Here is a 21,185-nt window from a genome sequence, read left to right as displayed (position 1 = left end):
GAACGGTTCTCAGTAGAACTCAGCGGTGCCTCAGCAGCGAGCATCGCGCAGCGCGGCCGCCTTCGAAGTCAGGAAACGGCGCTCGGCGAGGTTGGTGGCCCGCACCGAGGCGAGATCGTACGCAGCGGCAGCACCGTCCAGGTCGCCGGCGAGCTCCAGCAGATGAGCGCGCACCGCGGGCACGCGTGGATGGTCGGCGAAGCCACCGGCGCCGTTCTGAGCACAGTCGCGCAGGAGCTCGTCGAGCAGCGCGAGCGCGGGACCCGGGCCGTCGGCGTACCCGACCGCGACGGCCTTGTTGAGCGTCACGATCGGCCCGGGCGCGACCTTCTCCAGCAACCCGTAGAGCGCGGTGATCTGCAACCAGTCGGTCGCCTCCGCGGTGGGCGCGCGATTGTGGAGCGCGGCGATCGCGGCCTGGATCTGGTAGGTCCCCGGCCGGCCGGTGCCGATGACGGCGTCGACCAGCGCGACCCCCTCCCGGGTGGCCTCGTGACGCCACAGGCTCCGGTCCTGGTCGGCCAGCGGCACCACGGCGCCGTGCGCGTCGATCCGGGCGGGGCGGCGAGCATCGAGCAGCAGCATCAGTGCGAGCAGACCGCCGAGCTCGCCGTGCGCGCTCCCCGTCATCCTGGCAAGCGCGGAGCGGGCGAGGCGGGTCAACCGGATCGCCTCGGCGCACAGGTCGACCCGCTGCAGCTGGTCGCCCTCGGTCGCGACGTACCCCTCGTTGAAGAGCAGGTAGAGCACCTTCATCATCGCCGGGATCCGCGCGGCGAGGTCGGCGGCGCCGTCGATCCCGAGCGAGCGCCCCTTGATCGTGGCCTTCGCCCGGGAGATCCGCTGCGCCATCGTCTTCTCCGGGACGAGGTAGGCGCTAGCGATCTCCCGCGTGGAGAGCCCGCCGACCGCGCGCAGGGTCAGCGCCACCGCCGAGGCCGGAGTCAGGCTGGGATGACAGCAGAGCAGGAGTACGTCGAGGGAGTCATCTGCTGAAGCGGAGCCCGAAGCGGTCGGGTCCGCTCCAGAGGCGTCCTGCCCCTCGGGCTCGGCGATATGGTCAGCCTGCTCGCGGTCGCGGCGGCGCGACTCGCTGCGCTTGGCGTCGATGAGGCGGTGCATCGCGGTGGCGATCAGCCAGCCGCGAGCGTTCTGCGGGACCCCGCGCTCCGGCCAGGTGCGTACGGCCTCGACGAGCGCCTCCTGGACGGCGTCCTCCGCGGCGTCGAAGTCCCCGCAGCGCCGGGTGACCACGGCGACGACCTGCGGAGTGAGGTCGCGCAAGAGGTCACCCGGCAACGCCTCGGTCACTCGATGCTCGCCTCGCCGAAGGCGATCGTGTCGTCGACCGAAGAGCCGTCGGTGCCGTGGTACATCCGGCGCACCTGGATCGGCTGCTCGATCGGCCGGCCGCCTGGGCCGGGTGCCGCGGAGTAGAGCCCGGCGATCTCGAGGGCGCGCTCCCGGGTCTCGGCGTCGATGATCATGTAGCCGGCGACCCACTCCTTGAACTCCTGGAACGGCCCGTCGGTGACGGTCTCGTCGGTGCCGTCGGAGGTCACCACGAACGCCTGGTCGGGCGGCGTCAGGGCCTCGACGTGCACCAACTCGCCGGACTCGGTGAGGGCCTTGTTGAGCGCTTCGTAGTAGCTCATGTGACCCTGCACCTCCTCCGGCTTCCACCCGGCCATGCCGCCGGGAGTCTCGTCGTTGCCAGCTTGGTAGTCGAGGATCATCAGGTAGCGAGGCATGTCCTCACCCTTCCACTTCGGGCGCTCCTTGTAAGCGCCATTCACGAGGGGAACGGAGCCGGCGGCCCGATAACTACATGCTTCGGCGTACGACTTCGGCGTAGGTTTCTCGCCGTGCTGAAGGCCTATGACGAACAGCTGCGAACCGATGCCGAGACCTCCGGGGCGGTGTCGGTGACCCGGCACGGACCGCTGCGCCTGGCGACCTTCGGTGGTGGGCGCGGATTCATCTCCTACCAGGATCTCGACGGGGCAGACGCGGCCGGGATCGAGGAGCTGGTCGCCGCGGCGGTGGCGCACTTCGACGCAGACCCGGCGATCGAGGAGGTCGAATGGAAGACCCGCGGCCACGACCACGCCCCGGGGCTCCACGAGACACTGCTGCGGCACGGCTTCGTGGACGAGGAGCCGGAGTCGATCATGATCGGCGAGGCCCGGCTGCTGGCCGTCGACGTGCCGCTGCCCGACGAGGTCGGCCTGCGTGCCATCACCAGCGAGGAGGACGTACGCGCCGCCAGCATCGTGCAGGACAGCGTCTTCGGCTCTCCGGCCTCGGAGGCTCGAGTTGAGAGCCAGCTGGGTGGGATCGCGGCGGGGGAGAGCGAGATGTGGGTCGCAGAGGCGGACGGCGAGATCGTCAGTGCCGGCCGTATCGACATGGTGCCGGGAACGGAGTTCGCCGGCATCTGGGGCGGAGCGACGCTGGAGAAGTGGCGCGGCCGCGGCATCTACCGCGCCCTCACCGCCGCTCGAGCACGGACCGCCATCGCCCGGGGCAGGCGCTACATCCACAGCGACTCCACCGAGTTCTCCCGGCCGATCCTGGAGCGCTCGGGGCTGGTAAAGGTCGGCACGACCACGCCGTACGTCCGGCGCAGCCCTCGCTGATCAGGGAGCGACCGACGCGTCCTGCCCCGAGCTGGCCAGCGACTCGGCGATCCGGCCGCTCGCCTTCAGGTCCTCGACCAGCTCGTGCAGGAAGCTCACGGTGGCAGGCGAGTGATCTCGCGCGACCGCCACGGCCTGGCGGATCTGCATGAACCGCGGCTCGACCAGCCGCAGACCGGGGTCGGCGGCGACGTGCCGGGTGAGGGGCTGCCGGATCCCGGCGGCGACGTCGAGACCCTGCTCGCGGAAGGCGTCGATCCCGTCGGCGCCGCGGACGACCTCGGCGTTCTCCAGAGTGCGGGTCAGGAAGAGGTCGTAGGCCGAGCCCTCCTTCACTCCGACCCGAACGCCCGGGCGGTCGATGTCGTCCGCGGTCCGGATCGGGGAGTCGGCCGCGACGGCGTAGACGCCCTCGATGAGGACGTACGGCGCGGTGAACTCGACCTCGGCGGCCCGGGCGGGCTCGACCGCGAGGAAGGCGACGTCGGCGGCCCCGGTCAGCAGCGCCTCGAAGGACTTGCGGGCGGCGTCGAAGCACTGGAAGGCGACCGGTACGCCGAGCCGGCGCGCCAGCTCCCGGGCGATGTCCACGGTGACCCCCCTCGGCGCCTCGGGCGTGCCCTGGGCGAGGACCGGGTTGCCGAGGTTGATCGAGGCGCGCAGGGTTCCGGTCGGTGCCAGATCGGCGGCGAGCTGGATCGGGTCAGGCATCAGGGTCCTTCGGCAGGAGGGTGCGGAGCGGGTCACCGGCAAGCCAGGCGGCGATGTCCTCGACGGCGCCACCGTAGAAGCGGCGGTAGTTGTCCTCGGTGACGTAGCCGAGGTGCGGCGTCGCGACGACGTTCGGGAGATGGCGCAGCACGTCGTCGGCGGGCAGCGGCTCGACGTCGAAGACGTCCAGGCCCGCTCCGGCGATCGTGCCGGAGCCGAGGTGGGCGATGAGCGCCTCGGTGTCGACCAGCCCGGCGCGCGAGGTGTTCACCAGGTGGGCGGTCGGCTTCATCGAGGCCAGGTCGGCGTGTCCGACGGTGTGTCGCGTGGTCTCCGACAGGACGAGATGGAGGGAGACGATGTCGCTGGTCTCGAACAGGGTCGCCTTGTCGACCGCGCGCACCCCGAGCGGCTCGGCGCGCTCGGCGGTGAGGTGGGGGCTCCAGGCGACCACGTCCATCCCGAACGCCTGGCCGACGGCCGCGACCCGGGCACCGATCTTGCCGAGCCCGAGCACGCCGAGCGTCCGGCCGTGCAGGTCGCTCCCGACGGTCCGCTGCCAGCCGTGACCGGTCGCCTCGGTCACGACGTGGCGGGTCAGCGCGTGGATCAGCGCCCAGGTCAGCTCGACCGGCGGATGCGGGCTCGACGGGGTGCCACACACGTTGATCCCCAGCCGGGCCGCCGCGGCGAGATCGATCGAGGCGTTGCGCATCCCGGTCGTGACCAGCAGCTTCAGGTCTGTCAGCCGTTCCAGGACGGCGGCCGGGAACGGCGTACGCTCCCGCATCGCGACGACGATCTCAGCACCCTCGAGCGCCCGGACCAGGGCGTCCGGCCCGAAGTGCTCGGTCAGCGAGATCACCTCGACCCCATCGAGAGAGTCCCATGCGGCGTACGTCCTCGCCACGTCCTGATAGTCGTCGAGAATCACGCAGCGCACGGCCCCAACCTATCGACACCGCCTATCGGGTGGCTGGTGTTCTGCTGCTGTGGGCAGATCTGCCTACGGCAGATTCGCTGGTACGTGGCGGGGGAGTCCTTCAGAGTCGAAGACATGACCCAGACACCCATCACGGCCGGGCCGCTCGACGAGCAGCTCACGGCGCGACTGCAGAACCAGAGGATCATCGTGCTCGGCCAGGAGGTGGACGACGCGATCGCCAACCGCATCTGCGCGCAGCTGCTCCTGCTGAGCGCCGAGGACCCACACCGCGATATCTCCCTCTACATCAACTCACCCGGCGGCTCGGTGACGGCCGGGATGGCGATCTACGACGTGATGCACCTGATCCCCAACGACGTCTCCACGCTGGGGATGGGGATGGCGGCGAGCATGGGGCAGTTCCTGCTCACCGCCGGCACGCCGGGCAAGCGCTACGTCCTGCCGCACACCGAGGTGCTGTTGCACAAGGGATCCGCGGGGATCGGCGGCTCCGCGGCCGACATCGAGGTGCAGGCCGCGCGGCTGGCACGGATGACCGAGCAGATGCTCCGGATCACCGCCGCCCACACCGGTCAGAGCGTGGAGCAGATCGACCAGGACTCGCTGCGCGACCGGTGGTTCACCGCCGAGGAGGCGCGCGAGTACGGGTTCGTGGACGAGGTGCTCAACGACGTGCAGTCGGTGACGCCGGTGCAGCAGCGCAGCGCCGCGTTCGGTCTCACCTCGGCGGGGAGTGCCCGATGAGCTCCTACACGATTCCCTCGGTCATCGAGAAGACCCCACGTGGCGAGCGGGCGCTCGATGTCTACAGCCGCCTGCTCTCGGACCGCATCGTCTATCTCGGTACGCCGATCGACGATGGCGTCGCCAACGTGGTCATCGCGCAGCTGATCCACCTGGAGTCGGACGCGCCCGACACGCAGATCGAGCTCTATCTCAACTCTCCCGGCGGCGACCCGACCGCGATGCTGGGCATCTACGACACGATGCAGTTCCTGCGTTCTCCGGTGGCGACCACCTGCGTGGGTCAGGCGGCGGGCTCCGCGGCGGTGCTGCTGGCAGCGGGGGAGCCGGGGCGGCGTACGGTCCTCCCGCACGCGCGGGTCGTGCTGCAGCAGCCGGGCCAGGACGGTCAGCGGGGCGATGTCACCGACCTGCAGGTCGCGGCGAAGGAGATCGGCCGGGTGCGAGCCGAGATGGACACGCTGCTGGCGCGTCACACCGGCCACGGCACCGACCAGATCCACCTCGACACGGAACGCGACCTCGTCCTCGGGGCCGAGGAGGCGGTGGCGTACGGACTGGCGGACGCGGTGCTGGAGAGCCGCAAGCTCGCTTCGGTGTGACCTCCGGCCGGGTCAGGCGGCGAGAGCCATGGGGCCGGACGGGCGGGCGCCCGCGCGCAGCGTGCGGGTGACCCGCTCGGTGAGGTCGACCAGGCCGAGGCCCAGCGCGCCCCCGACCGCCTCGAGCACCTCGGAGCTCGGCTCCTTGCGGCCGCGCTCGATCTCGGAGAGATACTGCGTCGAGACACCGGCGTCGCCGGCGACGTCGGCAAGCGTGCGCTCCTGGCGGGACCGCTCCTCGCGGATCACCTGGCCGGCGGCCTCACGCCACAGCGGTGCCGGCTTGTCGTGGTCCGGCAACGGATGGCCGGGAAACCTGATCACTTCGCCCATGCCAACACACTAGCGCTGCCCAGGACGGCGGAACGCGGCGTTCGCGCCGGGCGAACAGAGGTCCTACCAGGGGTTATATCGGTCGAACGATAGATGACAAGGACTTGCCAAGGAGGCTCGACACTCCGATAGTGGTCGCACAGTTTCGACCTTTGTAGGTCTACTGTGCACGACCAGAGAACTTGTCGAGTCATTGGTATCACGGGGGAATCGTGTTGCATCGCAAGCAGATCGCCTTGGCTGGAATGGCAACGGGGCTGGCCATGACGAGCATCGGGATTGGTGGCCTGATCGTCGGCAACGCCGGAGCGGAAGAGCCAGGACACAATTACGCCACGGACGAGTCCGGCGTCAGCCTGATCTCACCGGTCTCGCCGGTGGCGCCGCTGGAGAAGTCGTCCTCGACGCCGTCGCAGGCTGGCCCGCCCAGTCAGATGGGCCCGGAGGGCGAGGTTCCTGAGGTTGCTGAATCGGTCCCGGCGAGCCCGCGGTCGGTCGAGGAGTCGGCCGATGGGTCGATGTCCCCGGTCCCGGCGCGACCCACTCAGGTTCCGTCGGACTCGAGGCCGACGGGCAGGCCGACCGAGTCGCCGGGCGAGCCCAGCGAGTCACCGAGCGAAAGCCCCAGCGACCCCAGCGAGTCGCCGAGCGAGCCCAGCGAGTCGCCGAGCGAGCCGACCGAGTCGCCGAGCGAGCCCAGCGAGTCGCCGAGCGAGAGCCCGACCGACTGACCCGGGCTCCCGGGTGAGGTGCCGCGATGCCCCGGGGTGGATAACGCTCGAGGCATCGCTGCCCTACGCTGTGCGCCACACCAGGCGCGGGGCGGGCACAGGGAGTCGAGTTGCAGAGCAAGCAGGTCGCCGTGGCAGGCATCCTGACCGGCACGGTCGTGACCGGTCTCGGGGTGGTCGTTCTACTCGCCGGCCTGGCGGAGGCCGAGCGACCCGATCGTGACCCGGTCACGGGTTTCGAGGACGTCGGGAACACCTATCCCGATGTCGATCCGTTGCCGCCGCCCGGCTCGAAGCCGTCGAAGGAGCCCTCTGCCGGCTATTCGTCGCGTCCGCATGGCGTGGGGGTCGATCGCGACGGCCCGACGTACGGACCCGGGGAGACGGACCCCTCCACGGCCGGCGACCCGACCCGGCCGAGGGCGTCGCGTGACCCGGACGAGCCCGCCGAGACCGGTGGCTCGACGCCCACCTCCAGGCCCACGCTCACGACGGAACCGGAGCCGACCGCCGAGCCGACCGAGTCGGCTGATCCGACCACTGATCCGACGCCGACGGAGACCGTGACCCCGACTACGGAGCCGTAGTCACCATCCTCGCTCGCGCCATTCGGCGAGGTGCGGACGCTCGGCGCCCAGCGTGGAGTCGTCGCCGTGGCCCGGGTAGAACCAGGTCTCGTCGGGGAGGGTGGCGAAGATGCGCTCCTCGACATCGTCGAGCAGCTGGGTGAAACGTACGGGATCCTGTTGCGTGTTTCCGACGCCGCCCGGGAAGAGGCTGTCGCCGGTCCACAGATGAGGCGTGCCCTCGGGGTCGCGGTAGACGAGGGCGACCGATCCGGGCGTGTGCCCGCGCAGCGCGATGACCTCGAGGGTGCAGTCGCCGACGGTGACGGTGTCCTGGTGGGCGAGCGCGCGAGAGATCGGTACGTCGGTGGCCTCCGTGATCGCGGCGGCATCGGGCTCTCCGGCGAGCGTGGCGGCGCCGGTCGCAGCGGTGACGTCGGCCAGGGCTCGGTGGTGGTCCCAGTGCTGGTGGGTGGTGACGACGGTGGCCAGCTCCTTGCCGATGAGGGGGAGCAGGGTCTCCGGCTCGGCAGCGGCGTCGATGAGAAGCTGCTCGCCGGTCGTCCGGCAGCGCAGCAGGTAGCAGTTGTTGGACATCTGGGCGTCGACGGCGACCTTCGTGATGGTCAGTCGGCCGAGCTCGCGTACGTCGGCCGGGCCGCCCGATTTCACCGCGCCTGTATAAGTGGTAGTGGCATCGCTCATGCGTCTATGCAAGCACGTCGGACACGACCAGAAGTAAAATGTCGGTGCTCCGTGAGAGGGTGCCGTCTGGGAGTCTTCCCGGCGTCGTATGATGCGAACATCTGTTCGACGCAGTAGCGCGATGCGATAAGCACTGGACGAGGAAAGAACGTGGCGGAGCAGCAGCTGATCATCCGGGGAGCCCGGGAGCACAACCTGAAGGATGTCTCCCTCGACCTGCCTCGGGACTCGATGATCGTGTTCACCGGCCTGTCCGGAAGTGGGAAGTCGAGCCTCGCGTTCGACACCATCTTTGCCGAGGGCCAGCGTCGCTACGTCGAGTCGCTGTCGGCCTACGCTCGACAGTTCCTCGGTCAGATGGACAAGCCCGACGTCGACTTCATCGAGGGGCTCTCCCCGGCGGTCTCGATCGACCAGAAGTCGACCTCGAAGAACCCCCGCTCGACGGTCGGCACCATCACCGAGGTCTACGACTACCTGCGTCTGCTCTACGCGCGCGCGGGCCGTCCGCACTGCCCGACCTGTGGTGCGCCGATCGAGCGGCAGACGCCGCAGCAGATCGTCGACCACGTGCTCACGCTGGAGGAGGGGCGCCGCTTCCAGGTGCTGAGCCCGGTGATCCGGGCGCGCAAGGGGGAGTACGTCGAGCTCTTCAGCCAGCTGCAGCAGCAGGGCTACTCCCGGGTGCGGGTCGACGGCGAGACCCACCAGCTCGACGCGCCGCCGAAGCTCGAGAAGCAGAAGAAGCACACCATCGAGGTGGTCATCGACCGGCTCGCGGTCAAGGAGTCCTCCAAGCGGCGGCTGACCGACTCGGTCGAGACCGCGCTGGAGCTGGCCGGCGGCCTGGTCGTCTTCGACTTCGTCGACACTGGCGAGCAGATGAAGTTCTCCGAGCGGATGTCGTGCCCCAACGACCACCTGCTCGACACCGACGAGCTCGAGCCGCGCTCGTTCTCCTTCAACTCGCCCTTCGGTGCATGCCCGGCCTGCACAGGCCTCGGCACCCGGATGGAGGTCGACCCCGAGCTGGTCGTCCCCAACCCGGCAGCCACCCTCGCCGAAGGCGCGCTGCAGCCCTGGTCCCAGGCCCACGTCGCCGAATACTTCCTGCGCCTCCTGGAGGCCCTCGGTGGTGAGCTCGGCTTCGACCTGGACACCCCCTGGGACGGCATCCCGGCCGCCGGGCAGAAGGCGATCCTCGACGGTCACGGACGCAAGGTGCACGTCGTCTCGGTCAACCGCTACGGCCGTCGCCGTTCCTATGACGCCGAGTTCGAGGGCGTACGCCGCTGGGTGGAGCGGCGCCACAAGGAGGCCGAGTCCGACACCACCCGCGAGCGCTTCGAGGGCTACATGCGCCAGGTGCCGTGCCCGACCTGCAAGGGCACCCGGCTCAAGCCCGTCTCGACCTCGGTGACGCTGGGGGAGCGGAGTGAGGGCGGTCTCAACATCGCCGAGCTGTGCGCGCTACCGATCAACGAGGCCGCGGACTGGCTCGACCAGGTCGAGCTCAGCGGCCGGGAGCGGCAGATCGCCGAGCAGGTCCTCAAGGAGATCCAGGCGCGGCTGCGCTTCCTCCTCGACGTCGGCCTCGACTACCTCTCCCTGGAGCGACCCTCGGGGTCGCTCTCCGGCGGTGAGGCCCAGCGGATCCGGCTGGCGACCCAGATCGGGTCCGGTCTCGTCGGCGTCCTCTACGTGCTGGACGAGCCCTCCATCGGCCTGCACCAGCGCGACAACCACCGGCTGATCGAGACCCTCGAGCGACTCAAGCGGCTCGGCAACACCCTGATCGTCGTCGAGCACGACGAGGACACCATCAAGGTCGCCGACTGGGTCGTCGACATCGGCCCCGGGGCCGGCGAGCACGGCGGTCAGGTGATCCACTCAGGCACGGTCGAGGACCTGCTCGCCAACGAGCATTCCGTGACCGGTCAGTATCTGGCGGGTCGACGCGAGATCGCGGTCCCGGCCGTACGGCGCCCCCGCACCGCCGGGCGCGAGCTGACCGTCCACGGTGCCAAGGAGAACAACCTCAAGGACATCGACGTCACCTTCCCGCTGGGGCTCTTCCTCGCGGTCACCGGCGTCTCCGGCTCGGGCAAGTCGACGCTCGTCAACGACATCCTCTACACCGCCCTGGCCAAGGAGTTCTACCGCGCCCGCACCGTTCCGGGTCGGCACACCAAGATCTCCGGCCTGGACAACGTCGACAAGGTGATCCACGTCGACCAGTCCCCGATCGGGCGTACGCCGCGGTCCAACCCGGCCACCTACACCGGGGTCTTCGACCACATCCGTAAGCTCTTCGCCTCCACCCCGGAGGCCAAGATGCGGGGCTACCTGCAGGGCCGGTTCTCGTTCAACGTCAAGGGCGGCCGCTGCGAGGCCTGCTCGGGTGACGGCACGATCAAGATCGAGATGAACTTCCTCCCCGATGTGTACGTCCCGTGCGAGGTCTGCCACGGCGCGCGCTACAACCGCGAGACGCTGGAGGTGCACTACAAGGGCAAGTCGATCGCCGAGGTGCTCGACATGCCGATCGAGGAAGCGGTGGAGTTCTTCGCCGCGGTGCCCGCGATCGCGCGGCACATGAAGACCCTGGTCGAGGTCGGCTTGGGATACGTGCGCCTGGGGCAGCCGGCGACCACCCTGTCGGGCGGTGAGGCGCAGCGGGTCAAGCTCTCCGCCGAGCTGCAGAAGCGCTCGACCGGCAAGACGCTCTACGTCCTCGACGAGCCGACGACCGGCCTCCACTTCGAGGACATCCGCAAGCTCATCGGCGTGCTCTCCTCGCTGGTCGACAAGGGCAACACGGTGCTGGTGATCGAGCACAACCTCGACGTGATCAAGACCGCCGACTGGATCATCGACATGGGTCCGGAGGGCGGCAACCGTGGCGGCACGGTGATCGCCGAGGGCACTCCCGAGACCGTCGCCGAGACCCCTGGCAGCCACACCGGCGGCTTCCTCGCCCCGCTGCTCGACGGCAAGGCCGCCGAGCAGCCGCCGGACAAGCCGGTGAAGGCGAAGGCGGAGCCGACCAAGGCGGCGGCCAAGAAGACGGCGGCCAAGAAGACGGCGGCCAAGAAGAAGCCGGCGACGCGGAAGAAGGTCAGCGCGTCCTGACCCGGGATCGAGATTTGCCCGACGGTTTGCGCTCGGCGAGGGACGTCCGCTGCCGACGCGCCTATTCTGGGCGGCATGAGTGAATCTCGAATCACCCGGCGGAAGGTCGTCACAGGCACCGCGGTGACCGCGGTCGGCGTCCCTCTCCTGGCAGCATGCGGCAGCGGTGACGGCGACACCGGCTCCTCGGGTGACGGCGGGTCAGGTGGCAGCGGCCCGCTGGTCGCGACCAGCGAGGTCCCGGTCGGCGGGGGAGTGATCGTCGCCGACCGCAACCTGGTGGCCACTCAGCCGACCGAGGGCACGTTCAAGGTCTTCTCCGCAGTCTGCACCCATCGCAGCTGCGCGGTCACGAAGGTCGCTGGTGGCACCATCGACTGCCCGTGTCACGGCAGCCGGTTCTCGATCGAGGACGGGTCGGTGACGCAGGGCCCGGCGACGAGTGCCCTGGAGGAGGTCGCCTTCGAGGTCACCGACGGCGAGATCGTTCCCAGCTGAGCCAACCTCGTCGAGACGTCGCCCCCGCAGGCCGAGGCGTCACGCGCACAGATCGAGGCGTCAGCTCTGCAGGCTGACACGTCACGCCGCTGCCCACTCGACCTGCGTAAGTGACGTTTCGGCAGGAATGGCTAGGCGCGTGCGAGGGCCTGTGCCCGCCACAGCTCGTCGCGCGGGGAGCGACGTCGGTCGAGACGAGCGTCGAGCAGCACCCGGGCCTCGTCCCAGCGGTCGGCGCGGAGCAGGGCGGCGATACGGGCCTCCTCGATGATCTCGCGCTGCGCGTCGGAGCCGCCGAGACGGCGGATCGACGGCGCTAGCGCGGCGAGCCGGTCGGCCGCAGCCGTATTCTCGCCGCGGGCCATCATCCCCAGCGCCTCGGCGAGCGGGGAGACGACCGTGGCCATGGTCGGATGTACGTGTCCGGCGGCCCACGACCTCAGCTCGTCGAGCGCACCGGCGTCTCCGGTGGCGAGGTGGGTGACCGCGGTGTGCATCGCCAGGAACGGGGTGGCGGGGCGGATCATGGTCTCGCGGCCGGTGACGCGTACGACCTCGGCAATGTCAGGCACGTCGTGAGCACCCGGTGTGAGCGCCCACCGGAAGAGCAACGAGCCGGAGTCGACCAGCGCCCGGCAGCCCAGCGCGTGGCCGGGCTGGAGCTGGGTCTCGTAGCGGCGGCGTACGGCTTCCAGGTCGCCCAGCGAGAGCTCGTGCAGCGCGGCGTGCCAGGAGAAGTGGGACAGTGAGTCGATCTGGGCGCCGTCGCCGAGCACCCACGAGGACATCCAGGTGAGACCGGCCTCGTGATCGCCGGTCTCGTAGTGGGCGTGTGCGCGGGCGTGAGCGGAGTGGCCGGCGCCGGGCTCCACCGCCAGCGAGGCACAGGAGAGCGACATCGCGTCGTCGAAGCGGCGCTGCTCCTGGCGTACGAATGCGAGCAGGCCGGCGAACCACCAGTCGTCACCGTAGGCGGGCCGGGCGCGTTCGACGATCGCCCACGCCTCCTCAGGCACCTCGGTGGCCCCGGCGAAGGCGATGGTCGGCACCGCGGTCGAGAGCAACAGCGCGTCTCGAGGGAAGGCTGCCAGGTGGTCGATCAGCGGCCGCGGGTTGCCGCCGATGTGAGCCTCGACCGCATGGACGTGGCTGCGCTCGCGCTCGGTCCCCCGACGGGCGTGCAGCCGAGCCTGCTTCAGCCGAGCGCCGACGTCGACCGGCGCGCACATCTCGTGGCCGAGCAGTGCCAGCGCGGCGTGCCCGAGCGCGAACGTCGGGTCGAGGACGATCGAGGCCGCGAAGGAGGCGAGGGCGCCGTCCCGTAGACGAAGCACGTCGAGCAGCCCCTGGGAGTAGGCCAGGGCAGCTTCGTCACTGGTGGTCAGCGCGTATCCGTAGCGGTCACGACAAGGCACGTAACCATACTAGGCCACTAGACTTTAAAACCCAGGCCTGCGCAGCAGATTTCCCCAGACTCAGGGAACCGGGAGCTCTCCGGAGCCCCGGGGAATCAGCCTGGCGCCGATGGTGACCGTCTGGGGCGGCCCCGCGGTGTCGCCGGCGATTCGCTGGAAGAGGAGCCGCGCGGCGGCCGCGCCCATGGCTCCGGGATCCTGGGCGACGACGGTGAGTCCCGGCTGGAGGAGATCGCCGAGCTCGACGTCGTCGAACCCGACCAGGGCCAGTCGCGTCGATCGCCGGGCGAGCTCGCGGAGCACGCTGACGGTGGTGCGGCTGTTGCCGCACAGCAGTGCCGTCGCCGGTGACGGTCCGTCGAGCAGCCGGTCCAGTGCGTCGGCTGTCGACACGGGTGATGGGGGTGCCTGCGTGACGAGATCGTCGGAGAAGGGGATTCCTGCGGTCTCGAGCGCGTCGCGATAGCCGCGCAGGCGCTCGCCGGCGGTGTAGATCTCCGGCGCGTCGCCGATGAAGCCGATGCGGCGATGTCCGTGGGAGAGCAGATGCTCCACGCCGCGCCGGCTGCCACCGCGGTTGTCGGTGAGGATCATGTCGGCCTCGATGTCCCCGGGCGGGCGGTCGACGAACACGACCGGGATGCCGGCCCGCATCTCGGGGAGGAGGTAGGAGTGGCTGGTGCCGGCCGGTACGACGATCAGCCCGTCGACGCGCCGCTCGCAGAAGGCGAGAGCGAGCTCGCGCTCCCGGTCGGCGTCCTCGGCCGAGGATCCGGCGAAGACCATCGTCCCGTGATCGCGCGCAATCTCCTCGACCGCGCGGGACAGGATCGAGTAGAACGGGTCGGCGACGTCCTCGAGCAGCAGCCCGACGGTGCCCGACCGTCCCTGCCGGAGCTCACGAGCGCTGGCGTTGCGCCGGAATCCGAGCGCGGCGATCGCCTCGAGCACGGCCGCGCGTAGGTCGTCGTTGACGTTCGACTCGCCGTTGACCACCCGCGAGACGGTCTTCAGGCTCACTCCGGCCGACGCCGCGACGTCCTTCATGGTCGGGCGGCGCTGCTGACGGGTCTGCTCGGACGAGGGTGATGCCACGTGCTCAGCGTAGACGTCGATCCGAGCGCGACAACGATGTCTCGATTCTTCCCGTGTGTCGGCACAAGTTGCGCGGAATCCCGGAGGCGCTCGCGTAAAGCCTTCCCAAACGCCGTTGACAACGTTGTCATCTCACGGTTCCATCTGGGGTGGCCCCCATGTGAAGGAGATCACACCGATGCATCGTTGGGACGTACCACGCAGAAAGAGAGGCCGGGCCCGCCTGGCCGCGATGATCGCCGCGACGGCGGCGCTGATGGTCGCGATGAGCGGCACCGCACCCGCGCTCGCCACCCCCGAGGCACCCGAACCGACCGCCCCGAAGAGCGACACGGCCGACCCCCAGCAGTCCGCCGAGGGCGGTGACTGGGCGACCTCCTTCGAGGAGGAAGACCCGCAGCCCAGCTGGGCCGACCTCGTCGACACCGACGACGACGGCAACCCCCGCACCGCGGGCGTCACCGGACCCGACCCCTTCGGCATCCCCGGCGACATCTCCGAGCACATCACCGGCGTCACCGCCAGCGGCGAGAACAGCGGCTCGGGTGAGGGCGCCGCCGAGCTCGTCGACGGCGACATCAACACCAAATGGCTCACCTTCGCGACCACCGGCTGGGTGCAGATCGAGCTCGACCAGCCCGTCAGCGTCGTCAGGTACGCCCTGACCTCGGCCAACGACGCCGCCGAGCGTGACCCGAAGAACTGGGTGGTCCAGGGCTCCACCGACGGCCAGGCCTGGACGACCCTCGACTCGCGCACCGGCCAGTCCTGGGACGAGCGCTTCCAGACCCGAGAGTTCGAGATCGCCTCCCCGCAGGCGTACTCCCACTACCGCATCGACATCTCCGCCAACCAGGGCGGCGGCATCATCCAGCTCGCCGAGTGGCAGCTCTCCGACGGCTCCGAGCCCCCGCCGCCGCTGAAGAACATGACGAGCCACCCCGACGACGGCCCCGCCACGGCGTACGCCGCGAAGTCGAAGGTCGGCTTCACCGGAGTGCACGCCTTCGAGTACGCCGGCAAGATCACCGCCGACAAGGGCCACTCCTACAACCGCGTCTTCGACGTCGACATCCCGGTCGGCAAGGAGACCGAGCTGTCCTACCTGGTCTTCCCGGAGTTCATCGAGGGCGACCTGAGCTACCCGAGCACCTACACGGCCGTCGACATGGCCTTCACCGACGGCACCCTGCTCTCGGAGCTGGGCGCGCTCGACGCGCAGGGCTACGTACTGTCGCCGGAGGGCCAGGGTGAGTCGAAGTCGCTCTACACCAACCAGTGGAACAAGAAGACCTCCGTCATCGGCGAGGTCGCGGCGGGCAGGACGATCGACCGGATCCTGGTCGCCGTCGACGCCCCGAGCGGCCCGACGAAGTTCCGTGGCTGGTACGACGACATCGAGATCACCGCGTCCCCGGAGGCGCCGGAGGGGACCAGCCGCGTCGACTACGCCGTCACCACCCGTGGCACCCAGTCCAGCGGCAGCTTCTCGCGAGGCAACAACATCCCCGCGACCGCGGTCCCGCACGGCTTCAACTTCTGGGCGCCGATGACCAACGCCGGCTCGCTGTCGTGGTTCTACCGCTACCACCAGGACAACGACGCCCAGAACCGGACGAGCCTGCAGGCGCTGACGCTGAGCCACGAGACCAGCCCGTGGATGGGCGACCGGCAGACCTTCCAGGTGATGCCGTCGGCCGCCGAGGGCACCCCTGACCCGGGCCGCAGCGCGCGCAGGCTCACCTTCGAGCATGCCAACGAGACCGCGCGGCCCTACTACTACAAGGTCGACTTCGACAACGGTCAGCGAGCCGAGATCGCACCGACCGACCACGCGGCGATGTTCCGGTTCACCTATCCCGGCGACGATGCGAGCCTGATCTTCGACAACGTCAACAACGACGGCGGGCTGAGCCTCGACCCGGCCGCCGGGACGCTGCAGGGCTTCACCGACACCCGCAGCGGGCTGTCGAACGGCGCCACCCGGATGTACGTCTACGCGACCTTCGACCAGCCCGTCACCGGCGGCGGCAAGTACGCCACCGGCGAGCGCCCGAACGTACAGGGTCATCTCGAGTTCGACGCCGGCGCGGACAGGACGGTGACGATGCGCATCGCCACGAGCCTGATCGGCGTCGACCAGGCTCGGAAGAACCTCGAGCTCGAGATCGCCGACGACGACTTCGAGACGGTCAAGGACGACGCCAAGGCGCTGTGGCAGGACAAGCTCGACGTCCTCGACATCCAGGGCGCGACCAAGGACCAGAAGACGACCGTCTACTCCAACCTCGCCCGGCTCTTCCTCTACCCCAACTCGGGTCACGAGAACACCGGCACCGCCGACGAGCCGGTCTGGAAGCATGCCGTCCAGTCGACATCCGGTGACACCAACCCGCCGGGCACCACGCCCACCCACACCGGGGCCGACATCGTGGACGGCAAGGTCTATGTGAACAACGGCTTCTGGGACACCTACCGCACCACCTGGGCGGCCTACTCGCTCCTGGAGCCGAGCCAGGCGGCCGAGATGGTCAACGGCTTCGTGCAGCAGTACAAGGACAACGGCTGGATCTCGCGCTGGTCCTCGCCGGGCTACGCCAACCTGATGACCGGCACCAGCTCGGACGTCTCCTTCGCCGATGCGTACGTCAAGGGCGTGGAGGGGATCGACGCCGAGGCCGCCTATGCGGCCGCGGTGAAGAACGCCACCGTCCGGCCCCCGGGCTCCGCGACCAACTCCAACGTGGGCCGCAAGGGCATGCAGAACTCGGTGTTCCTCGGCTACACGCCCGCGGCCGTGAGCGAGGGCGTCTCCTGGGGGCTCGAGGGCTACATCAACGACTACGGCATCGGGAACATGGCCGCGAAGCTCGCCAAGCGCGACGGGATCTCCCGCGCCGAGAGGAAACGGCTGAAGGAGGAGTCGGAGTACTTCCTCGGCCGGGCCCGCAACTACGTCAACACCTTCGACACCAAGGTGGGCTTCTTCCAGGGCCGCAACGCCGACGGCACCTTCAAGAAGTCGCCGGCCGACTACAACCCTCTGATCTGGGGCAGCGACCACGACTACACCGAGACCAACGGGTGGAACTTCGCGTTCCACACCCCGCAGGACGGCCAGGGCCTGGCCAACCTCTACGGCGGTCGCGGCGGGCTCGCGAAGAAGCTGGACACCTTCTTCTCCACGCCGGAGACGGGGGAGTACCCGGGCTCCTACGGCGGCATCATCCACGAGATCCGTGAGGCCCGGGACGTACGCATGGGGCAGTGGGGCTTCTCCAACCAGGTCAGCCACCACATCCCGTGGATGTACAGCTACACCGGCCAGCCCTGGAAGACGCAGGAGGTCGTCCGCGAGACGCTGCGCCGGATGTACACCGGCTCCGAGATCGGGCAGGGCTACGCCGGTGACGAGGACAACGGCGAGACCTCGGCGTGGTACCTCTTCGCCGCCCTCGGCCTCTACCCGCTCCAGATGGGCAGCGAGAACCTCGTGCTCGGCTCTCCGCAGTTCACCAAGGCCACGCTCCACCTCGAGGGCGGCAAGGACCTGGTGATCAAGGCGCCGAAGAACAGCAACGAGAACATCTACGTCCAGGGCGTCAAGATCGACGGCAAGACCTGGGACAAGACGTACGTCTCTCACAAGGTGCTCGCCGACGGCGGCACGATCGAGTTCGCCATGGGCTCGAAGCCGTCGCGCTGGGGCACCTCGCCCAGCGCCGTCCCGCCGTCGCTGACCACCGGCTCGGAGCCGGCCACGCCGATCGCAGACAGGTCTGGCCCGGGCAAGGGCACGGTCTCCGCCAGCGGCGACGACGGCGAGACGCTCGTCGACAACGACTCCGGGACGCAGACGACCGTGGCCGGCGACGGCTGGGTGGAGTACCGGTTCTCCGGAAGCAAGGTGCCGGTGTCCTTCTACACCCTCACCAACGGAGCCGACGGTGGCTCGCCGAGCGGCTGGGTGGTCAAGGGGTCCAACGACGGCACCGACTGGAAGGTCCTCGACCGGCGCTCGGGCGAGGAGTTCGCCTGGCAGCAGGCCACCCGTCCGTTCAAGCTCGAGTCGAAGTCGAGGTTCAACCGGATCCGGATCGAGTTCACCGGGCCGGCCGCGCAGCAGTTCACGCTCTCAGAGGTGGAGCTGCTCGGCTAGCCGACCCGGGCAACCCCTGCGTACCGCCAGCCTGTCGGTCCTCGCCGATAGGCTGGCGGACGTGCCCGATCCGCAGAGCTATCGCCCGAAAGCTGGGAGCATTCCCACCCAGCCGGGGGTCTACCGGTTCCGCGATCCCAAGGGGCGGGTGATCTATGTCGGCAAGGCGATCAACCTGCGTCAACGGCTCGCGAACTACTTCCAGCCGATCCCCAGCCTCCACCCGCGCACGGCCACGATGGTCACCACCGCGGCCAGCGTTGAGTGGACGACGGTCAACAACGACATCGAGGCGCTCCAGCTCGAATACACCTGGATCAAGGAGTTCGACCCGCGGTTCAACGTCAAGTACCGCGACGACAAGTCCTACCCGTGGCTCGCGGTCACCGTCGGCGAGGAGTTCCCGCGGGTGATGGTCGGCCGCGGCGCGAAGCGCAAGGGCACCAGATACTTCGGCCCCTACGGCCACGCCTGGGCGATCCGCGAGACCGTCGACATCCTGCTGCGGGTCTTCCCGATGCGCTCGTGCAGCAACGGCGTCTTCAAGCGCTCGCAGCAGATCGGCCGCCCCTGCCTGCTCGGCTACATCGACAAGTGCACCGCCCCCTGCGTCGGCAACATCTCCGCCGAGGAGCACCGCGAGATCGTCGACGACTTCTGCGACTTCATGGCCGGCCACACCACGACGTTCACCAAGCGGATCGAGAAGGAGATGTACGCCGCGTCCGAGGCCCTCGACTTCGAGAAGGCCGCGCGGCTGCGCGACGACCTCGCCGCGATGCAGCGGGCCCTGGAGAAGCAGGCGGTGGTGCTGGGCGACGGTGCCGACGCCGACGTGATCGCCCTGGCGGAGGACCCCCTAGAAGTCGGCGTGCAGATCTTCTACGTACGCGGCGGCCGCATCAAGGGACAGCGCGGCTGGGTCGCGGACCGGATGGACGATGCCGAGACGGCCGGCCTGGTCGAGCACTTCCTGCTCCAGCTCTACGCCGGCGAGGATCCTGAGGCGATCCCGCGCGAGATCCTCGTCCCGGCGCTGCCGCCCGACCACGAGACCTTCGAGGAGCTGCTCTCGGACGTACGGAAGGCGAAGGTCAGGATCCGGGTGCCGCAGCGCGGCGACAAGAAGACGCTCCAGGAGACGGTCGCCAACAACGCCAAGCAGGCGCTCGCGCTCCACAAGACCAAGCGCGCCAGCGATCTGACCATCCGCAACCGGGCGCTCGAGGAGATCCAGGAGGCGCTCGAGCTCGACGAGGTGCCGCTCCGGATCGAGTGCTATGACATCTCCCACCTGCAGGGCACCGAGATCGTGGCGAGCATGGTGGTCTTCGAGGACGGCCTCGCCCGCAAGTCCGAGTACCGCCGGTTCATCATCAAGGGCCAGGACGGCTCCGATGACGTCAAGGCCATGCACGAGGTGATCACCCGGCGGTTCAAGCGGCTCCTGGACGAGCAGTCGACGTCGATCGTCTCGACCGAGGTGGAAGGGGCCAGCGGGCCGATGCTGGTCGACCCCGAGACCGGCCGGCCGCGCAAGTTCGCCTACGCCCCCGGCCTGGTCGTCGTCGACGGTGGCGCGCCCCAAGTGGCGGCCGCGCAACGCGCCCTGACCGAGCTCGGCATCAATGACATCCCGGTCGTCGGCCTGGCCAAGCGGCTGGAGGAGGTCTGGGTCCCGGACGAGGAGGACCCGGTGATCCTGCCGCGCAGCTCCGAGGGGCTCTACCTGCTGCAGCGGGTCCGCGACGAGGCGCACCGGTTCGCGATCACCCACCACCGCGGGCGGCGCAGCAAGTCGATGGTGGAGAGCCTGCTCGACGATGTACCCGGGCTCGGCGAGGTGCGCCGCAAGACGCTGATGAAGCACTTCGGCTCGCTCAAGAAGCTGCGAGCGGCGACCGCCGAGGAGATCGCCCAGGTGCCCGGCATCGGCCCCGCCACTGCGACAGCGATCAAGACCGCTGTGGAGCAGACGGCGAAGAATGGCAAGGTTAGCGCCATCAACGTCACCACCGGCGAGATCATCGAGGAGTAGGTCATGCACAAGGGGGAGGTCGTCGTCATCACCGGCATGACCGGTGCCGGGCGGAGCACCGCCGCCAAGGAGCTGGAGGATCTCGGCTACTACGTCGTCGACAACCTGCCGCCGAGCCTGCTCCCGCAGGTGGTCGAGCGGGTCGACGCGGCCCGCGGCCCGGAGCAGCCGGTGGCGGTCGTGACCGACGTACGTTCCGGGTCCTTCTTCGCCGAGCTCGAGGAGATCGTTGCGAAGAAAGCCACCGGGCGGCGTACGACCCTGGTCTTCCTCGACGCCGCCGACGACACGCTGGTCCGTCGCCAGGAGGCCGCGCGGAGGCCGCACCCGATGCAGCGGGGCAACGAGCGGCTGCTGGACGCGCTCGAGCGGGAGCGGGTGGTGCTGGCCAACCTGCGCGGCGCCGCCGACCTGGTCATCGACACGACCCAGCTCAACGTGCACCAGCTCACCGCGAGGATCGCGGAGGCGTTCGGCACCCCGGAGCGGACCACCCTGAAGGTGTCGGTGGTGAGCTTCGGGTTCAAGTACGGGATCCCGGTCGACGCTGACTTCATGGCCGACATGCGTTTCCTGCCCAACCCGCACTGGGTGCCCGAGCTGAAGGACGGCAACGGACGTGACAACCCCGACGTCGCCGCCTACGTCTACTCACGCCCTGGTGCGGAGGAGTTCCTGAGCGGGTATGTTCCGGTGCTCATCGGAGTGACCAAGGGCTACCTCCACGAAGGAAAGAGGTTCATGCGCGTGGCGATCGGGTGCACGGGCGGCAAGCACCGCAGCGTGGCGATGGCGGAGGAGATCTCCAGGCGGCTGCGAGATGCCGGCCTGGATGCGAAGGCGATCCACCGAGACCTCGGGCGGGAGTGAG

Annotated in this window: 18 protein-coding genes; 9 read left to right on the top strand and 9 right to left on the bottom strand. The window is 69.4% G+C overall.

The window, feature by feature from the left end:
* Positions 1 to 30 precede the first annotated feature (30 nt).
* Both ACFWQC_RS22885 and ACFWQC_RS22880 read right to left on the bottom strand, forming a co-directional pair.
* Positions 31 to 1,311: an RNA polymerase sigma factor gene (locus tag ACFWQC_RS22885; protein ID WP_378683334.1), complete on the bottom strand. Its 1,281-nt coding sequence runs from the start codon at positions 1,309 to 1,311 to the stop codon at positions 31 to 33.
* Positions 1,308 to 1,796, bottom strand: a complete 489-nt coding sequence (locus tag ACFWQC_RS22880) for a YciI family protein (RefSeq protein WP_378683331.1) — start codon at positions 1,794 to 1,796, stop codon at positions 1,308 to 1,310. Before ACFWQC_RS22880 ends, ACFWQC_RS22885 begins: the two co-directional genes overlap by 4 nt.
* A 69-nt stretch (positions 1,797 to 1,865) precedes the next feature.
* On the opposite strand from ACFWQC_RS22880, the gene ACFWQC_RS22875 reads away from it, so the two are divergent.
* A complete protein-coding gene (locus ACFWQC_RS22875; RefSeq protein ID WP_378683328.1) occupies positions 1,866 to 2,639 on the top strand; it encodes a GNAT family N-acetyltransferase in 774 nt (257 codons plus the stop codon).
* Here ACFWQC_RS22875 and ACFWQC_RS22870 read toward each other — a convergent pair whose 3' ends face one another.
* Together ACFWQC_RS22870 and ACFWQC_RS22865 are read right to left on the bottom strand one after the other, a co-directional pair.
* Positions 2,640 to 3,350, bottom strand: a complete 711-nt coding sequence (locus ACFWQC_RS22870; protein ID WP_378683325.1) for a transporter substrate-binding domain-containing protein — start codon at positions 3,348 to 3,350, stop codon at positions 2,640 to 2,642.
* Positions 3,343 to 4,293, bottom strand: a complete 951-nt coding sequence (locus tag ACFWQC_RS22865; protein ID WP_378683322.1) for a D-2-hydroxyacid dehydrogenase family protein — start codon at positions 4,291 to 4,293, stop codon at positions 3,343 to 3,345. Before ACFWQC_RS22865 ends, ACFWQC_RS22870 begins: the two co-directional genes overlap by 8 nt.
* 114 nt (positions 4,294 to 4,407) lie before the next feature.
* Here ACFWQC_RS22865 and ACFWQC_RS22860 point away from each other — a divergent pair, with 114 nt between their 5' ends.
* Both ACFWQC_RS22860 and ACFWQC_RS22855 read left to right on the top strand, forming a co-directional pair.
* The gene (locus ACFWQC_RS22860) at positions 4,408 to 5,040 is read left to right on the top strand and encodes a ClpP family protease (RefSeq protein ID WP_378683319.1); all 633 of its coding nucleotides are present in this window, start codon (positions 4,408 to 4,410) and stop codon (positions 5,038 to 5,040) included.
* Positions 5,037 to 5,642: a ClpP family protease gene (locus tag ACFWQC_RS22855; RefSeq protein WP_378683316.1), complete on the top strand. Its 606-nt coding sequence runs from the start codon at positions 5,037 to 5,039 to the stop codon at positions 5,640 to 5,642. The genes ACFWQC_RS22860 and ACFWQC_RS22855 overlap by 4 nt, the downstream gene beginning before the upstream one ends.
* Before the next feature lie 12 nt (positions 5,643 to 5,654).
* On the opposite strand, the gene ACFWQC_RS22850 is transcribed toward ACFWQC_RS22855, so the two are convergent.
* Both ACFWQC_RS22850 and ACFWQC_RS22845 read right to left on the bottom strand, forming a co-directional pair.
* Positions 5,655 to 5,975: a helix-turn-helix transcriptional regulator gene (locus ACFWQC_RS22850; protein ID WP_350714745.1), complete on the bottom strand. Its 321-nt coding sequence runs from the start codon at positions 5,973 to 5,975 to the stop codon at positions 5,655 to 5,657.
* 544 nt (positions 5,976 to 6,519) lie between these two features.
* Complete coding sequence (locus ACFWQC_RS22845) at positions 6,520 to 6,762, bottom strand: hypothetical protein (RefSeq protein WP_378683313.1); 243 nt, start codon at positions 6,760 to 6,762, stop codon at positions 6,520 to 6,522.
* A gap of 54 nt (positions 6,763 to 6,816) precedes the next feature.
* Between ACFWQC_RS22845 and ACFWQC_RS22840 the strand changes: the two genes are divergently transcribed.
* Positions 6,817 to 7,293, top strand: coding sequence for a hypothetical protein (locus tag ACFWQC_RS22840; RefSeq protein ID WP_378683310.1), 477 nt, complete (start codon positions 6,817 to 6,819; stop codon positions 7,291 to 7,293).
* Here ACFWQC_RS22840 and ACFWQC_RS22835 read toward each other — a convergent pair whose 3' ends face one another.
* A complete protein-coding gene (locus ACFWQC_RS22835) occupies positions 7,294 to 7,977 on the bottom strand; it encodes an MBL fold metallo-hydrolase (RefSeq protein ID WP_378683307.1) in 684 nt (227 codons plus the stop codon).
* Between the two features lie 150 nt (positions 7,978 to 8,127).
* On the opposite strand from ACFWQC_RS22835, the gene uvrA reads away from it, so the two are divergent.
* Together uvrA and ACFWQC_RS22825 are read left to right on the top strand one after the other, a co-directional pair.
* Complete coding sequence (gene uvrA, locus ACFWQC_RS22830) at positions 8,128 to 11,109, top strand: excinuclease ABC subunit UvrA (protein WP_378683304.1); 2,982 nt, start codon at positions 8,128 to 8,130, stop codon at positions 11,107 to 11,109.
* A gap of 75 nt (positions 11,110 to 11,184) precedes the next feature.
* Positions 11,185 to 11,607, top strand: coding sequence for a Rieske (2Fe-2S) protein (locus tag ACFWQC_RS22825; protein WP_378683301.1), 423 nt, complete (start codon positions 11,185 to 11,187; stop codon positions 11,605 to 11,607).
* A 131-nt stretch (positions 11,608 to 11,738) separates the two neighbouring features.
* Here the strand turns inward: ACFWQC_RS22825 and ACFWQC_RS22820 are convergent, their stop codons facing one another.
* Positions 11,739 to 13,022 (bottom strand): pyridine nucleotide-disulfide oxidoreductase, encoded by a 1,284-nt coding sequence (locus ACFWQC_RS22820; protein ID WP_378683298.1) that lies wholly within the window; start codon positions 13,020 to 13,022, stop codon positions 11,739 to 11,741.
* 60 nt (positions 13,023 to 13,082) lie between these two features.
* Positions 13,083 to 14,117 carry a LacI family DNA-binding transcriptional regulator gene (locus ACFWQC_RS22815; RefSeq protein WP_378683295.1) on the bottom strand — a complete coding sequence of 345 codons (1,035 nt, stop codon included), beginning with the start codon at positions 14,115 to 14,117 and terminating at the stop codon, positions 13,083 to 13,085.
* A gap of 232 nt (positions 14,118 to 14,349) precedes the next feature.
* Here ACFWQC_RS22815 and ACFWQC_RS22810 point away from each other — a divergent pair, with 232 nt between their 5' ends.
* The 3 genes from ACFWQC_RS22810 to rapZ all read left to right on the top strand — a co-directional run bounded on the left by ACFWQC_RS22810 (position 14,350) and on the right by rapZ (position 21,184).
* The gene (locus ACFWQC_RS22810; RefSeq protein ID WP_378683292.1) at positions 14,350 to 18,276 is read left to right on the top strand and encodes a GH92 family glycosyl hydrolase; all 3,927 of its coding nucleotides are present in this window, start codon (positions 14,350 to 14,352) and stop codon (positions 18,274 to 18,276) included.
* Positions 18,277 to 18,337: 61 nt separating this feature from the next.
* On the top strand, positions 18,338 to 20,314 hold the full coding sequence (gene uvrC, locus ACFWQC_RS22805) for an excinuclease ABC subunit UvrC (RefSeq protein WP_378683289.1): 1,977 nt from the start codon (positions 18,338 to 18,340) through the stop codon (positions 20,312 to 20,314).
* A 3-nt stretch (positions 20,315 to 20,317) separates the two neighbouring features.
* The gene (gene rapZ / locus ACFWQC_RS22800) at positions 20,318 to 21,184 is read left to right on the top strand and encodes an RNase adapter RapZ (protein WP_350658997.1); all 867 of its coding nucleotides are present in this window, start codon (positions 20,318 to 20,320) and stop codon (positions 21,182 to 21,184) included.
* Position 21,185: the final 1 nt, after the last annotated feature.

The sequence above is a fragment of the Nocardioides sp. NPDC058538 genome (assembly GCF_042719275.1).
Taxonomy (GTDB): Bacteria; Actinomycetota; Actinomycetes; order Propionibacteriales; family Nocardioidaceae; genus Nocardioides.
Note: the sequence above shows the minus strand (reverse complement) of the source record. Positions and strands in the feature narration are given on the sequence as shown.

Excerpts from the sequence above, each read along its gene's own strand:
- ACFWQC_RS22870 (WP_378683325.1), bottom strand. The coding sequence starts at position 3,350 with ATGCCTGACCCGATCCAGCTCGCCGCCGATCTGGCACCGACCGGAACC.
- ACFWQC_RS22860 (WP_378683319.1), top strand. The coding sequence starts at position 4,408 with ATGACCCAGACACCCATCACGGCCGGGCCGCTCGACGAGCAGCTCACG.
- ACFWQC_RS22855 (WP_378683316.1), top strand. The coding sequence starts at position 5,037 with ATGAGCTCCTACACGATTCCCTCGGTCATCGAGAAGACCCCACGTGGC.
- ACFWQC_RS22850 (WP_350714745.1), bottom strand. The coding sequence starts at position 5,975 with ATGGGCGAAGTGATCAGGTTTCCCGGCCATCCGTTGCCGGACCACGAC.
- ACFWQC_RS22845 (WP_378683313.1), bottom strand. The coding sequence starts at position 6,762 with ATGCCTCGAGCGTTATCCACCCCGGGGCATCGCGGCACCTCACCCGGG.
- ACFWQC_RS22835 (WP_378683307.1), bottom strand. The coding sequence starts at position 7,977 with ATGAGCGATGCCACTACCACTTATACAGGCGCGGTGAAATCGGGCGGC.
- ACFWQC_RS22825 (WP_378683301.1), top strand. The coding sequence starts at position 11,185 with ATGAGTGAATCTCGAATCACCCGGCGGAAGGTCGTCACAGGCACCGCG.
- ACFWQC_RS22810 (WP_378683292.1), top strand. The coding sequence starts at position 14,350 with ATGATCGCCGCGACGGCGGCGCTGATGGTCGCGATGAGCGGCACCGCA.
- rapZ (WP_350658997.1), top strand. The coding sequence starts at position 20,318 with ATGCACAAGGGGGAGGTCGTCGTCATCACCGGCATGACCGGTGCCGGG.